Annotated in this window: 13 protein-coding genes; 4 read left to right on the forward strand and 9 right to left on the reverse strand. The window is 71.5% G+C overall.

Annotated features, from left to right (window positions below; genetic code table 11):
- Positions 1-23: 23 nt before the first annotated feature.
- From ACWEV0_RS00895 to ACWEV0_RS00905, 3 genes are read right to left on the reverse strand one after another with little or no spacing between them, the layout of a single operon-like run.
- Complete coding sequence (locus ACWEV0_RS00895; RefSeq protein ID WP_453145197.1) at positions 24-878, reverse strand: carbohydrate ABC transporter permease; 855 nt, start codon at positions 876-878, stop codon at positions 24-26.
- Positions 871-1,863, reverse strand: coding sequence for a carbohydrate ABC transporter permease (locus tag ACWEV0_RS00900; protein WP_453145198.1), 993 nt, complete (start codon positions 1,861-1,863; stop codon positions 871-873). The genes ACWEV0_RS00895 and ACWEV0_RS00900 overlap by 8 nt, the downstream gene beginning before the upstream one ends.
- A gap of 14 nt (positions 1,864-1,877) precedes the next feature.
- Positions 1,878-3,197 (reverse strand): extracellular solute-binding protein, encoded by a 1,320-nt coding sequence (locus tag ACWEV0_RS00905; protein ID WP_453145200.1) that lies wholly within the window; start codon positions 3,195-3,197, stop codon positions 1,878-1,880.
- Between the two features lie 137 nt (positions 3,198-3,334).
- Between ACWEV0_RS00905 and ACWEV0_RS00910 the strand changes: the two genes are divergently transcribed.
- Entirely contained in the window at positions 3,335-4,789 is a 1,455-nt protein-coding gene (locus tag ACWEV0_RS00910; RefSeq protein WP_453145202.1) for an ROK family protein, read from the forward strand.
- Positions 4,790-4,913: 124 nt separating this feature from the next.
- The gene (locus ACWEV0_RS00915) at positions 4,914-5,378 is read left to right on the forward strand and encodes a MarR family winged helix-turn-helix transcriptional regulator (protein ID WP_453145204.1); all 465 of its coding nucleotides are present in this window, start codon (positions 4,914-4,916) and stop codon (positions 5,376-5,378) included.
- A gap of 21 nt (positions 5,379-5,399) precedes the next feature.
- Here the strand turns inward: ACWEV0_RS00915 and ACWEV0_RS00920 are convergent, their stop codons facing one another.
- The 5 genes from ACWEV0_RS00920 to ACWEV0_RS00940 all read right to left on the reverse strand — a co-directional run bounded on the left by ACWEV0_RS00920 (position 5,400) and on the right by ACWEV0_RS00940 (position 10,402).
- Entirely contained in the window at positions 5,400-6,584 is a 1,185-nt protein-coding gene (locus tag ACWEV0_RS00920) for a radical SAM protein (RefSeq protein WP_453145206.1), read from the reverse strand.
- Positions 6,581-7,225, reverse strand: coding sequence for a hypothetical protein (locus tag ACWEV0_RS00925; protein WP_453145208.1), 645 nt, complete (start codon positions 7,223-7,225; stop codon positions 6,581-6,583). The genes ACWEV0_RS00920 and ACWEV0_RS00925 overlap by 4 nt, the downstream gene beginning before the upstream one ends.
- Positions 7,216-8,568 (reverse strand): glycosyltransferase family 4 protein, encoded by a 1,353-nt coding sequence (locus ACWEV0_RS00930; RefSeq protein ID WP_453145209.1) that lies wholly within the window; start codon positions 8,566-8,568, stop codon positions 7,216-7,218. Before ACWEV0_RS00930 ends, ACWEV0_RS00925 begins: the two co-directional genes overlap by 10 nt.
- A gap of 23 nt (positions 8,569-8,591) precedes the next feature.
- Positions 8,592-8,879, reverse strand: coding sequence for a hypothetical protein (locus ACWEV0_RS00935; RefSeq protein ID WP_453145211.1), 288 nt, complete (start codon positions 8,877-8,879; stop codon positions 8,592-8,594).
- Between the two features lie 392 nt (positions 8,880-9,271).
- The gene (locus tag ACWEV0_RS00940) at positions 9,272-10,402 is read right to left on the reverse strand and encodes an LUD domain-containing protein (protein ID WP_453145213.1); all 1,131 of its coding nucleotides are present in this window, start codon (positions 10,400-10,402) and stop codon (positions 9,272-9,274) included.
- A gap of 305 nt (positions 10,403-10,707) precedes the next feature.
- On the opposite strand from ACWEV0_RS00940, the gene ACWEV0_RS00945 reads away from it, so the two are divergent.
- Positions 10,708-11,868 (forward strand): enolase C-terminal domain-like protein, encoded by a 1,161-nt coding sequence (locus tag ACWEV0_RS00945; RefSeq protein ID WP_453145215.1) that lies wholly within the window; start codon positions 10,708-10,710, stop codon positions 11,866-11,868.
- A gap of 106 nt (positions 11,869-11,974) precedes the next feature.
- A complete protein-coding gene (locus ACWEV0_RS00950; RefSeq protein WP_453145216.1) occupies positions 11,975-13,129 on the forward strand; it encodes a permease in 1,155 nt (384 codons plus the stop codon).
- 24 nt (positions 13,130-13,153) lie between these two features.
- Here the strand turns inward: ACWEV0_RS00950 and ACWEV0_RS00955 are convergent, their stop codons facing one another.
- Positions 13,154-13,387: a hypothetical protein gene (locus ACWEV0_RS00955; protein ID WP_453145218.1), complete on the reverse strand. Its 234-nt coding sequence runs from the start codon at positions 13,385-13,387 to the stop codon at positions 13,154-13,156.
- Positions 13,388-13,524: the final 137 nt, after the last annotated feature.

The following is a 13,524-nucleotide window of genomic DNA, read 5'->3' on the forward strand; positions in this document are numbered from 1 at the left end:
GAACTGATTTGACGTCAGGTGAATCACTTGACCGCGCCCGCGGTGAGGCCGGCGACGAGGTAGCGCTGGAGCAGCAGGAAGCCGGCGACGACGGGGACGCTGACCACGAGGGAGGCCGCCATCACCTGGTTCCAGTACACGTCGTTCTGGGTGGCGTAGCCCTGCAGGCCGACGGCGAGGGTGCGGGTGGTGTCGTTGGTCATGACGGAGGCGAAGAGGACTTCGCCCCAGGCGGTCATGAAGGCGTAGACGGCCACCGCGACGATGCCGGGGACGGCGGCGGGCAGGACGACCCGGATCAGGGCGCCGACCGGGCCGCAGCCGTCGACCTTCGCGGCCTCGTCGAGGTCGCGCGGGATCGAGTCCAGGTAGCCGGTGAGCATCCAGATCGAGAACGGCAGCGAGAAGGTCAGATAGGTGAGGATGAGCCCGCCGCGCGAGCCGAACAGGGCGATGCCGGTGGCGTTGCCGATGTTGACGTAGATGAGGAACAGCGGCAGCAGGAAGAGGATGCCGGGGAACATCTGCGTCGACAGGACGGTCACCGTGAAGACGCGCCGGCCGCGGAAGTCGTAGCGGCTGACGGCGTACGCGGCGAAGACGGCGACGGTCACCGAGCAGACGGTCGCGGCGCCGGCCACGATCACCGAGTTCACGAAGTAGTCGGCGAGCGGGACGGTGCGCCAGATGTCGGCGTAGGGGCGCAGGGTGAGCCCGGAGGGCCACCAGCGGAACTTCCCCGAGACGTCCGCGAGCGGTTTGAGGGAGCTGGAGACCATCACGTACACCGGCAGCAGGACGAAGCCGGCGAGCAGGGTGAGGAGGATCCTCCGGGTCCACAGGAACGAAAGGGGCCGTGCGGCCGGGGAGTTACGCACGTCGGGTCCTCCGTCCGAGCGAGGTCAGGGCGAGGTAGAGGCCCGTGACGAGGAGCAGGAAGAGGAGAAGGAGGACGGACATGGCGGAGCCGGTGCCGAAGTTCCAGGTCTGGAAGGACGACTGGTAGATGTGCAGGGAGATCAGGTCGGCGGCTTCCGGTGCGGCCCTGCCGAAGAGGACGAAGGGGGTGTTGAAGTCGTTGAAGGTCCACAGGAAGAGGACGAGGATCAGGACCTGGTTGACAGGTCGCAGCGACGGGAGCGTGATGTGGCGGATCTGCCGCCACACTCCGGCGCCGTCGAGGGCGGCGGCCTCGTACAGGTCACCTGGGATGTTCTGGAGGCCGGCCGTCACGGTCAGGAAGGCGAAGGGCCAGCCCTTCCAGACGGAGACCGTGAGCAGCGCCCAGAAGCTGTTGTCGCCGATGAGCCAGAAGGCGGGGCTGTCGCCGATGCCGAGCTGGTCGTGCAGGACGTGGTTGATCAGGCCGTTGTCGCGCTGGAACATGAACGCCCAGGTGATGACGGCGGCGTAGACGGGCAGCGCGTACGGGACGAGGAAGAGGGTGCGCAGCAGGCCACGGCCGCGGAAGGGGTCCTGGAGGCAGATCGCGGCGGCGGTGCCGAGCAGCCAGCACAGCGTGACCGAGGCCAGGGTGAACGCGCAGGTCGTGGTGAAGGACTTCAGCAGGGCTTCGCCGACGGGGGCGTTGACGTCCACGGAGACGGCGAAGTTGTCGAGTCCGGTCCAGGGGGCGGAGGTCCAGTCCCGGATGAAGAACTGGGTGAGCTCCTTGAAGCTCATGGCGGCGCCGACGAGCATCGGCACGAGGTGGACGAGGAGTTCGAGCAGCAGGGCGGGCAGGAGCAGCAGATACGGGAGCGCGGTGCGGCTCCGGGGCTTCCGGGTGGCCGGGGCGGCGGCCGCGGGGGTCCCGGTGAGGCCGGTTCCGGGGCGCGCCTCGGGGGTGGCGGTGGCGGTCATGGCAGGGCCCGTGCCTACTTCTTCGGCATCTGCTGCTGGGCCTTGTCGAGCTTGGCGCGTACGGACTCGGTGGTGACGGGGCGGCCGGCGGCGGCGTCGGCGAAGAGCTCCTTGACGGCGGTGCCGACGACGGTCTCGAACTGGGACTCCTCGGGGACCTGCGGCAGCGCGGCGGCGCTGGTGGCAAGCGTGTCGCGGATGACGGCGAGCGCGGGGCCGGAGAAGGCCGGGTCCGCCTGCGCGGTCCTGACGGGCGGGACCGAGCCGTACGCCTCGTTGAGGATCTTCTGTTCGGCGTCGCCGGTCATGAACTTCACGAACTTCAGCGCACCGTCGCGGTTCCTGGTGTTGCGGAAGACGGCCATGTTGATGCCGGCGACCATGGAGTTGACCCGGGCGCCCTGGCCGGGGCTGCCGGAGGGGACGGGTGCGGGGGCGACGCCCCATTCGTCGGGGTTCATGCCCTGGGCGGCGAAGGTCTGCGCGGCGGTCTGCCAGAGCACCATCGCGGTGCGGTCCTTGGCGAAGTCGCTGAGCGACTGGTTCTGGGCGTACTCGGCGTTGCCGGGGGCGACGAGCCTGTCCGCCGCCATCAGGTCGACGTACTGCTTGACGGCGGCGACGGCCCCGTCGGAGGTGAAGTCGGCCTTGCCGTCGGGGGTGAAGAAGTCGGCGCCGTGCTGCTTGCCGAGCACGAAGACCTGGTGGATGTTGTTGGCAAGGTTGGCGCCCTCGACGCCGATGGCCGACCTGCCGTCCTTGGCGAGCTTCTTCCCGTCCTCGTTCAGTTCGTCCCAGGTGGCCGGCGGCTTGGTGATGCCGGCGTCGGCGAACATCTTCTTGTTGTAGTAGAGCGCGTAGGCCATGGAGTAGAGCGGCACGGCGGCCGGGTCCTGGCCGGCGGCGCCGGTGGAGCCGAGCGCGGACTCGACGAAACGGTCCCTGCCGCCGATCGCGGCGAAGTTCTTCTCGTCCCAGGGCAGCAGTGCGCCGCTCGCCTGGAGCGAGGCGCTCCAGGTGTTGCCGATGTTGAGGACGTCGGGGCCCTGCCCCGAGGTGGTGGCGGTGAGGATCCTGCCCAGCAGGTCGGACCAGGGCACGACCTCCAGCTTCACCTTGATGCCGGTCTCCTTCTCGAACTTGTCGAGTTCGGGCTGGAGCACCTTCTTGTCGGCCTCGACGCTCGGGCCCTGGTTGGAGGCCCAGTAAGTGAGGGTCCGGGGCTGGGAGTTGGAGCCGCCCGCGCCGTCGGCGATGCCGCCGCCGCAGGCGGTCGCGGTGAGGGCGAGGGAGAGGGCGAAGGCGCCGGTGACCGCGGCTCTGATTCTGCGCATGACTCCTCGGAACCCTTTCGAGTGAGGCTTAATTTAGGACGTGAGTTAAGCTCCGCAGGAAGGGCGCGTCAAGGCTTCGCGTCAGGTGTATGTTGCGGACAGTCCGCCGAACGGGCTGTGGAGAACGGGGGGTTGAGGTGCGAGCGACAAATGGCCGCACGGTGCGCGACCTGCGGCGGGAGAACCGCACGGCGGTGCTGCAACGGCTGTACTTCGACGGCCCGGCGAGCCGGCTCTCCCTCGGGCCCGCGACCGGGCTCAGCTCCGGCTCGGTCAGCAACGTGGTGGCCGAGCTGGTCGCCGAGGGCCTCGTCGAGGAGGCCGGCAGTGTCGACTCGGCGGGCGGCCGCCCCCGCACCCTGCTGCGGATCAGCGCCGGCAGCGGCTGCATGATCGGCGTCGACGTCGGCGAGACCCGGGTCAGGGTCGAGCTGTTCGACCTGACTCTCACCGAACTCGCCCGCACCGAACGCCCGTTGGCCGTCGAGAGCCGGGCCCCGCACGACCGGTACGAGGTCGGTCTCGTCGTCGGCCACATCCGCGACGCAATCGCCGAGGTGCTGCGGGCGGCGGACATGGACCCGGGACGGCTGCTCGGCGTCGGCGTAGGCGTGCCCGGGATCGTGGCGCACGGCGGGGCGGCGCGCGGACCGGGGCGCGCGGGCGGCGCAGGGGCCGGCGCCGTGGTCGAGGGCGGGGCGGGCGGCGGTTCCGGCGTCGGGGCCGGCGCCCGGGTCGGCGCCCGGGTCGGCGGCGGCGCGGCCGACGGTGCGGTCGTGCACGGTCAGACCATCGGCTGGGACGCGGTGCCGCTGGAGCGGATGCTGCGCGAGGCCGTCGACCTGCCCGACTCCGTCCCGTACTGGATCGACAACGGCGCCCGCACCCTCGGCCAGGCCGAGCTCTGGTTCGGCGCCGGGCGTGGCGCGCACAGCGCCGTCTTCGTGCTCTTCGGCTCCGGCGTCGGCGCCTGCGTGGCCACCGACCCGCTGGGGCCGGGCCGCGCCCTGGAGTGGGGCCATCTGACCGTACGGGTCCGGGGCCGGCGCTGCCGCTGCGGCGCGCGCGGCTGCCTGGAGGCGTACGCCGGCGCCGAGGCCATGCTCGAACGCTGGCGCGAGGCGGGCGGGCGGCCCCCGGCCGGCGCGGACGAGGAGACCGCGCTGGCCGCGTTGCTGGCCGCCGCCCACCCGGAGGACGGCTCCGGCAGCGCGCCCGACGCCACGGCGCTCGCCGTCCTGGACGAGACCGCCGAGTACCTGGGCGCCGGCTTCGCCGACCTCATCAACCTCTTCCAGCCCGAACGCATCCTGGTCGGCGGCTGGGCCGGACTCCAGCTCGGCGACCGCTTCCTGGACCAGGTGCGGGGGCACGCGCGCGAGTACGCCCTGCGCTATCCGGCCGCCCGCGTCACCCTCGGCCTCGGCACCCTGGGCCCGGAGGCGGTCACCGTCGGCGCCGCGATCCTCCCGCTCGCCGACTTCTTCGCGCGGGGCGGTCGGCGCGCCGAGCAGGCGGCCGGATCCGGCGCGGAGGGAGCGGAGGCGCAGCCGGCGTGGGCGACGACGGTGCGGGAGCGGGCGGCGCAGTGACGGGGGCGGGGCGAGACCGGACGCCGGCGAGATACTTGCAGAAGCCCAATACAAGCCCTAGCTGATATTTTACCCCATGGGGTATCCTGGGTCTCAGCCGCAGCTGGAAGGAGGCCCGGCCCCCATGACCGCCACCGACCCCGCGCTCACCGCCCTGGCCAGCGGATGGGGCGCCCTGTCCCTCCTGCACGGCAGGATCGAGAGCCACATCGAGCGCGCGCTGCAGTCCCGGCACGGCCTGAGCGTGCGCGAGTACTCGCTGCTCGACGTGCTCAGCCGGCAGCACGACGGCGACGGCGGCCACCTCCAGATGAAGCAGGTCGCCGACGCCGTCGTCCTCAGCCAGAGCGCCACCACGCGCCTGGTCACCCGCCTCGAGGACCGCGGCCTGCTCTCCCGCTACCTGTGCCCCACCGACCGCCGCGGCATCTACACCGACGTCACCCCCGCCGGCCGGCAACTCCTCGACGAGGCCCGCCCCACGAACGACGCCGCCCTGCGCGAGGCCCTGAACGAGGCGGCCCGGAACCCGGAGCTGGCGTCACTGGTCGAGGCGGTCGAAGCGGTGGACTCTCCCGCGCGGCGCTAGGAATCCGGCCTCGGCGGAACATCACGTCACCCGCGACATGTCCTTGTGCACGCGGCGCAGCACGTGCTCGAAGTACATCTTGTAGCCCGCGCAGTAGTAGTCCTTCGTCTCCAGGATCCTGGAGTCCTTGAGCGAGTGGAACATGCAGCCGCCGTAGCAGAGGTCGAAGAAGGCGCACGTCGAGCAGGTGTCCAGGACCCGGCTCTCGCGGGCGTCGATCCCGGCGAAGAGCAGGGTCCGGGCGACGTCCTGCGGCTGCATGTCGTGGATGTTGCCGTAGCGGAAGTCCGGTTCGCCCTGGAACATGCCGCAGGGGAAGAGGTCGCCGTCCGGGGAGATGCCGAGGAAGAAGCGGTGGCAGCTGCGGGTGTAGAAGCAGCTGTGGGTCACGGAGTCGCCGAGGATGCGGGCGATGTGCTGGCCGAAGGGTTCGACGGTGATGGTGGGGTCGGGGTCGTCGAACCAGACGTCGAACATCCGCACGAGGAACCGGCCGTACTCCTCGGCGTCGATGCCCAGGTCGGCCCCCAGGCTCGTGTCGGCGAGGCCCGAGCGCGTGAGGGGGTTGATCTTCATGTGGATGCGCCGGCTCTTGAACTCCTCGTAGACCGCCTCCGGTTGCTCGACGTTGTTGCGGTTGACCGTGACGATGGCGCCGGCCTCCCTGCCGCGTTCCTGCAGGCGTCGCGCGGCGTCGACGGTCGTCGCGTGGGCGCTGTCGCGACGCGAGGCACGAGCCGTACCGCTGCCGCTGCCGCAGCCGCCCCCGTCGCCCTGAGAACCCTCGTTGAGTACGGGCAGCATGCGCCGCGGCCGGCGGGACACGTCGGAGAGCGCGGGCGGACCGTCGAGGCTCAGGCCGATGCTCACGTCGTTGGCCAGCAGGAACTCCAGCATGGCGTCGTCGAGGTGAGTGGCGTTGGTCTGGGTGGAGTTGGTGTACGTGACACGGGTGGCGACGGCCCGCTGCTCGGCGAAGACGCGCTCGAAGAAGTCCCGGCCGCGCAGCAGCGGCTCTCCGCCGTGCCACACGAAGTGGACGGAGTCGAAGTGCTCCGAGTCGAGGAAGGCGCGCACCACACGCCGCGCGGTGTCGTCCTTCATCTTCTTGTGGAAGACGGACGGTTCGATGAAGCAGTAACGGCACTGCAGGTCACAGGCGTTGGTCACCTTGATGATCAGGGTGACGTCACGGCTGAGCATCATCGCCGCACCAGCCCTTCCAGTCGTCGCTCGACTCGTTCGAGACGCTCATCGACCTCCGCGAGGACCCTGTCGTCGACACGACGCTTCCGGCCCGGCTCGATCACGACCAGGCCGTACGGGTTGCCGAGGAAGTCGTACGCGCGGACGGCGGCGCCCGGAAAGCGCGAGAAATCCGACGCGTACCACTGCGAGCGGTGGTGGTCGGGCTCCTCGCGGCCTTCCCGGCGCCAGCCGTCACCCAGCGGGATGCGCACCACGACGCACGGACACAGACGGGCGGCCGCGCCGAGCAGGGCCAGACCGCCGTCCTTGGGCAGGTGCTCGATGACGTCGCCGAAGAGGATGACGTCGTAGGGGTGTTCCGCGGCGCGCCGGGGCACCAGGTCGCGGATGTCGCCGACGAGGACCTCGGTGTAGAGGTGCCGGGCGTGGGGCTGGATCCGCTTCTCGTCGATCTCGATGCCGTCGATCCGGGTGGTCCACTCGGAGGGCTGGATTCGGCCGTTCCACACGTCGAGGTACTGCCGGAGCAGACCGCCCCAGAGCCCGAAGCCGATCCCGGCGTCGAGCACCGACGCCGGGCGGCGGTCGACGATGGTCCGGAGGCAGTCCTCCATGCCGGTCCAGATGCTCAGAGGCATGGCTCTCGTCCTTCGTCGGTGTTCTGCCGGGATACGCACAGGGCGCGGCGCACTCCGGCCGCGAACGCTTCGTCGTGCACGCCGTAGCGGGCGTGGTCGCAGGTGTCCCAGAACCACTTCAGCGCGTCCGGGGCCGCCCGGCCGGCGATCTCCGCCAGCGGGTCCTGCCATGCGGTGGGCAGGGCGAGGTCGGCCGAGCCGCCGGAGCCGATCGGCTCCGGCGGCGGTGCGGGCGGTTCAGGCGGTGCGGGCGGTGCAGATGGCTCAGGCGACGCGGGAGACCCGGGGCCGTCATCGGCGAGGTGGGACAGCAAGCCGATCGTGGCCGAGCGGCCGAAGCGCCTCCGGGCCGTGGCCGACACCACCTGGCGGGCGGGCGGCCATGGGGCGCTCAGGACCTCGTAGACGGCTCGCAGCAGGAGGTCCTCGTTGACGTGGGGCGTGCCGGTGCGCGGGTCGGTCTCGGTGTCGACGAGCGTTCCGCCTGGTTGGGCGAGGACCTCGGCGAAGCCGTCGTAGCGGGGCGCGACGGCCGGGGTGCCGCAGGCCAGCGCCTCCGCCGGGGCCCGGCCGAAGGTCTCGAAGTGGCTGGTGGAGGCGGTGACGAAGACGTCGGCGAGGTTGTAGAGGTCGGCCAGCTGTGCGGGCGTGGCGCCGGTGATCAGATGGACGCCGGAGTCGGCGCCGAGGTGACGGCGGGCGGCCTCGGCATAGGCGTCGTCCACGACGTGGCTCGCGATCACCACCTGGAGGTCGGAGAAGAGCACGCGGGCCTTCAGTCCCACCCGGAGGAGCCGGTACAGGTCCTTGTCGGGCTCCGACCGCCCGGCGAACAGGAGCACCCGGCCGGGCGGGATCGCCAGGGCCTCGCGGGTCCTCGCGGCCCCGGGCCGCGGCCGGAAGAGCTCGTCGTCGATGCCGTACGGTTCGCCGACCGACGCCTGGACACCCCGCGCCGCGTAGAGCCCCGCCGAGGGCGTCGACCCCAGGAAGACGCGGTCTCCGGGCGCGGCGGAGCACCGGTAGAGGGCGATGGCGGCGATGTCGTACCAGCGCCTGGGGTTGAGGTACGGCAGCACCGTGACGGTTCCCGCGAACCCGTGGGCCCGCAGGAGGGCGGCCCACAGGAACCCGCCGGGCCCCTCGGTGACGACGGCGGGCAGGTGCGTGAAGCCGCGGAGGGCGTCGACCAGCCGCTCGTACGGCGGAAGCGCGGAAGGCCCGGCGTTGAGGGAGGGCGCGCCGGCCGCCAGCCGGACGGTCACCGGCAGGTGCTCGCCCAGCCAGTCCGCCTCCGCGCTGCGCGCGGTGTCCGTGTAGGGGAAGTAGCCCACGGTGGGCATGCGTGTCGTCCGTGTCGTCCCGTCTACCGCTCCGCGGCCGGCGGGTCCCCGGTCTCGTCGTCGGCGCGCCGGACGAGGACGTCGTAGGACGGGGGCTGGAGGCGGGGCACCGCCTTGACCAGCACCTCGTACGAGCTGTGCAGTTGGGGCTCGGACCGCACCAGCACGTCGTAGCCGGGCGGCAGCCCCGAGGAGGGGTCCGCGCCCGCTCTGAGCTCGTCGATCGACTTGCGCAGGGCCCGGACCTCCTTCAGCAGTTCGGCCAGCTCCTGCTCGTGTTCCCCCGCGGAGCGCCCCTCGGGACTGGACATCGCCACCTCGCCACGTGTTCGCCTGTCTTGCGGTGCAAACCGCCATATACCAGGCTGTGTGCCGTGTGATGCATGGATTACTGCAAGCAGCCGACCCGCGACTGTCGCTCGCACGGCGGTCGCACGGACCACCCGGGCCATGAGACGACGCCCAAGCGCTCGTCGGCATCCCGAGACCGTGCACTTCCGTACGGGCCCGCGGCGCGAGCGGCGGGTCGCGGCCCAGCAGGAAGACCCGCTGACGGGGCTCGTGGTCTCCTCGATCGCCTTGTACGTCGGCGACTGCCGGTGCCCCCGCCGCCTCTCGGACGGCCGCGACCCCCACCAGCGGCTCCTGCCCGCGGTCCGTGGTGCCGTGGGGCCGTGGGGCCGTGACGGCATCATCGGGTGGTTCAGAATCCGATGGCCTCGCGCAGGAGCAGGACCGTGCCTCGCCCGGGGACCGGGTCGGCGTTGAGGACGAGCAGACGGTTGACCGCGCTCGGCTGCCCGTAGACGGCCTGGGCGCGCGCGCTCTCCAGTACGAGGGCGTGCTCCTCGACCCGGCGCAGCGCGGTGCTCAGGTCCGGCACCACCTTCTGCGCGCCGACCACCCAGATCGCCCTCGCGGCGCCGCCGGCGGAGGCGGGCAGCTGACTGCCGCTGCCCGAGGCGATGACGAGCGAGCCGGTCTCGGTGACGGCCGCGACGCTGGCGACGAAGACGTCGGGGGTGGCCGTCAGCCGGCGGATCCCGTCGGACTCGGTCGCGCGGTCCATCTTCAGTACGCGCGGCCGGATGGCCTCGTAGCGGTCGCCCTCCTCGATGTCCTGCGCGATGCCGGAGAGCCGAAGCGTCTCGCTCGCCCCCGTGAACACGCCCGCGCCCTCCGGTATCAGGTCCTTGATACGGGTGCGGGCCGCCGCGGCGTCGTCGAGCAGCTCGGCGGTGAAACCGTTCGCCCGCAGCGCCGCGACCGCCCGGTCCAGACGCTCGGCGGACGCCGGTGCAGTGAATTCGCAGGTGGTACCGGTGGCCCCGGCCGCTTCGGCCGTTCCGGTCGGCCCGGTCGCCCCGGCCGGCCCATGGCCGTGCGCCTGCGCGTCGGGGCCGGGTGCCGAGCCCGGCAGCGGAGTGGTGTCGACGTACCTGACCTCGTACACCCGCTCGGCGAACTTCCATCCCTCCGGAGTGCGCCGGTAGGTGTCGTGGTAGATGGCGAAGTTCAGACCTGAGCGGCCGTCGAGCAGACGTGCGACCTCCTGCATGTAGGTGCGGCCGGTGGCGGTGTCGCCGTCGATCCGGATCGTGCCCGGGTGGCTGTTCTGCACGAAGAAGTCCCACTGGCTCTGCAGGCGTTCGCCCCCGGCCCGGATCTCCTCCCGGCCGATGAACTCGACCGGGACGTTGGGCATGCGCAGCACGGCGTCGGGGGTGAACAGCGCGGCGAGGCGGGAACGGTCGCGCATCATCGCCGCGTCGGTGAACTCCCCGCGCAGCGCCTCGATCTCGACCCGGTCCGCGATCTCCTGAAAGTCGTTCATATTCGGCGTCCTGTCCTGTGGGTGGAGGTGTTGCTTCACCGTTCCGACGACGCAGCCCCGCCGAGTGTGAGGCGGTCGAGCCGAGACGTTCGCGGGGCGCCGCTCCGTCCGGCGGGGGCGGAAGGCTCCGGCTGTCGCTCGGCGAGGGGCGGGGCGTCGGAAGGGCCGTGAGGAGCCGGCCGCGGGGCGAGGCGCTGCCCCGGGGCCCTCGGCGGAGGCCCCGGTAGGACCTCACCCCGTTTGCCGCCCCCTCCGGCGGGTCACCTGTGACGAGGTCAGCGGGACGCGTGAAGGAGTACAGCAGCATGGCGGGGACGGAACTGGACGAGTGCCGCGTCGACGCGGTCGACGTGCATGCCTTCGAGGTGCCCACCGACGGCCCCGACGGCAGGGAACAGGACGGCACCCTGGAATGGGGATCCACGACGATGGTTCTCGTCCGGGTCCACGCCGGCGGCAGCACCGGCCTCGGCTACACCTACGGAGACGTATCGGTCGCCTCCTTCGTCGCCTCGCAACTGGCGCCGCTTCTCGCGGGGCAGGGAGTCCTGGCGCCGCCCACCCTGTGGCACCGCATGGGCAGGCACATCCGCAACGCCGGCCGGCCCGGTGTCGGCGCCATGGCACGCTCGGCGGTCGACGTGGCCCTGTGGGACCTCAAGGCCCGGCTGCTCGGCCTGCCTCTGGTGCACCTGCTGCCCGCCTGCCACGACCGGGTTCCGGTGTACGGCAGCGGCGGCTTCACGAACTACCCGCTGGGCCGGCTCACCGAGCAGCTCGCCGGCTGGGTGGACCAGGGCATTCCCCGGGTCAAGGTGAAGACCTCCCGCGAGCCGGGCCGGGATCCTCGGCGCCTGACGGCCGCGCGCGAGGCGATCGGCTACGGAGTCGAGCTGTTCACCGATGCCAACGGCGCGCTCTCCCGCAAGGAGGCCCTGTACTGGGCACGGAGATTCCACGAGGAGTGGGACGTGCGCTGGTTCGAGGAGCCCGTCAGCTCGGCCGACCTGGAGGGGTTGCGGCTGCTGCGCGACCGGGGCCCTGAGCGTCTGGAGGTCGCCGCCGGCGAGTACGCCTTCACCACGCAGGACTTCGTCAACCTCGTGGAACCCCCCGCCGTGGACTGTCTGCAGGCCGACGTGACCCGCTGCGGCGGCATCACCGGCGTCCTGGAGGTTGCCGGTCTGGCGGCGGCCCGGCATCTCGACCTGTCCGCCCACTGCGCTCCGGCGATCTCCGCCCACGCGTTCTGTGCCGTCGGCAGGCTGCGGCATCTGGAGTACTTCCACGACCACGCGCGTGTCGAAGAGCTGCTGCTCGACGGCACCCTCTCGCCCGCCGGCGGCGTTCTGCGGCCCGAGCCGGGCCGCCCCGGCCTGGGCCTGGAGGTCAAGTGGGCCGACGCCGAGCGCTACCGCGTGTACGGGGCGCGCCCCGTCGGCTCACATGCGCACACGGAGAAATGAGACCCGGTGACCGGCGCCGGGATGCGCGAGCCCGTCGGACCGGCCGGGGACTCGCTGGCCGCGTGTCAGCGCTCACCCGGGCACCGCACCGTGAAGACTCTCCGGCATGGATGCCGTACTGCACGCGTTGTCGCTCACCGGCGCGATGACCTGGGAGATCACCTGGGCCCTGATTCTGGGTTTCGCCCTGTCCGCGGTCGTCCAGGCGGTGGTGCACAAGTCCACCGTCGCCTCGCTGCTGGGCGACGACCACCCCCGTACGCTCGCCGTGGCGGCCGGACTCGGCGCCGCTTCCTCCTCCTGCTCCTACGCCGCCGTCGCGCTGGCGCGTTCCCTGTTCCGTAAAGGGGCGCACTTCACGGCGGCGATGGCCTTCGAGATCGCGTCCACCAATCTGGTCGTCGAACTGGGCATTCTGCTGGCCCTGCTGATGGGGTGGCAGTTCACGGCGGCGGAGTTCGTCGGCGGCCCCGTCATGATCGTCGCGCTCGCGGTGCTGTTCCGCAGGTTCCTGCCGCGCCGGCTGCTGCGCGAGGCCAGGGAGCAGGCCGACCGCGGCCTGACCGGGTCGATGGAGGGCCACGCCGCGATGGACATGTCCGTCGCGGGGAACGGTCCCTTCATGCGCCGGCTCCTGTCGTCCCGGGGGTTCACGGCCACCAGCCATGTGTTCGTCATGGAATGGGCCGCGATCCTGCGCGACGTCGTCATCGGCCTGCTCATCGCCGGTGCCGTCGCCGCGTGGGTGCCGGAGACCTTCTGGCAGACGTTCTTCTTCGAGGGCCACCCGCTCGCCGCCAAGCTGTGGGGCCCGCTCATCGGCCCCCTGGTCGCCGTCGTGTCGTTCGTCTGCTCGATCGGCAACGTACCGCTGGCCGTCGTGCTCTGGCAGGGCGGCATCAGCTTCGGCGGCGTCGTCTCGTTCATCTACGCCGACCTGCTGATCCTGCCGATCCTGAACATCTACCGGAAGTACTACGGGGGGCGGATGGCCGTCTTCCTGTTCGGCACCTTCTACGTCGCCGTCGTCATCGCCGGATACGTCGTGGAGTTCGCCTTCGGCGCTCTCGGCCTCGTACCCGATCAGGCGGACGCCAAGGTTCCGACGGAAGGCGTCAGCTGGAACTACACCACCTGGCTCAACATCGTCTTCCTCGCCGTCGCGGCCGTCCTCCTCGTACGGTTCTTCCGCACCGGCGGGCGGAAGATGCTCCGCATGATGGGTTCGGCCCCGGACGCCCCCGGCCACGACACGCACTGAGGCGGGCGGTGGGGACACCGCCTCCTACGGCGTACGCGACGGGAAGGGCCAGGGGTCCTGCGACGCCGGGGGGCTCCAGCTCGGGGAGGGCTCGGGCGGCGCGAAGGGGCCTGCCTCGTTCTCCATGAGGAGGATCCCGACGAGGGCGAACACGACGCTCCCGATGATGAGCGCGAGACCTATGGGGTTGTCGGCGTTGTAGACATAGCGGTTGGTCCCCCACCGGCTCTTCTTGAAGATGGGCTCGTCGCCGTTCATCGCATGACTCCTCGTCGTGGCGGGGGCGCGGCCGGCAGAGGTCGGATCCGGCCGCCGTCGGGCAGGTGGGGCTCACGCCGCCGCGAGTCGCCACAGGGACGTGACCTCTCCCGCCCGGGCCCGGTACAGGGCGTCCG

The sequence above is a fragment of the Streptomyces sp. NPDC003943 genome, assembly GCF_053605265.1.

Coding starts and splice junctions, on each gene's coding strand:
- ACWEV0_RS00900 (WP_453145198.1), bottom strand. CDS start 1,863: ATGACCGCCACCGCCACCCCCGAGGCGCGCCCCGGAACCGGCCTCACC.
- ACWEV0_RS00905 (WP_453145200.1), bottom strand. CDS start 3,197: ATGCGCAGAATCAGAGCCGCGGTCACCGGCGCCTTCGCCCTCTCCCTC.
- ACWEV0_RS00915 (WP_453145204.1), top strand. CDS start 4,914: ATGACCGCCACCGACCCCGCGCTCACCGCCCTGGCCAGCGGATGGGGC.
- ACWEV0_RS00920 (WP_453145206.1), bottom strand. CDS start 6,584: ATGATGCTCAGCCGTGACGTCACCCTGATCATCAAGGTGACCAACGCC.
- ACWEV0_RS00925 (WP_453145208.1), bottom strand. CDS start 7,225: ATGCCTCTGAGCATCTGGACCGGCATGGAGGACTGCCTCCGGACCATC.
- ACWEV0_RS00930 (WP_453145209.1), bottom strand. CDS start 8,568: ATGCCCACCGTGGGCTACTTCCCCTACACGGACACCGCGCGCAGCGCG.
- ACWEV0_RS00935 (WP_453145211.1), bottom strand. CDS start 8,879: ATGTCCAGTCCCGAGGGGCGCTCCGCGGGGGAACACGAGCAGGAGCTG.
- ACWEV0_RS00940 (WP_453145213.1), bottom strand. CDS start 10,402: ATGAACGACTTTCAGGAGATCGCGGACCGGGTCGAGATCGAGGCGCTG.
- ACWEV0_RS00945 (WP_453145215.1), top strand. CDS start 10,708: ATGGCGGGGACGGAACTGGACGAGTGCCGCGTCGACGCGGTCGACGTG.
- ACWEV0_RS00950 (WP_453145216.1), top strand. CDS start 11,975: ATGGATGCCGTACTGCACGCGTTGTCGCTCACCGGCGCGATGACCTGG.
- ACWEV0_RS00955 (WP_453145218.1), bottom strand. CDS start 13,387: ATGAACGGCGACGAGCCCATCTTCAAGAAGAGCCGGTGGGGGACCAAC.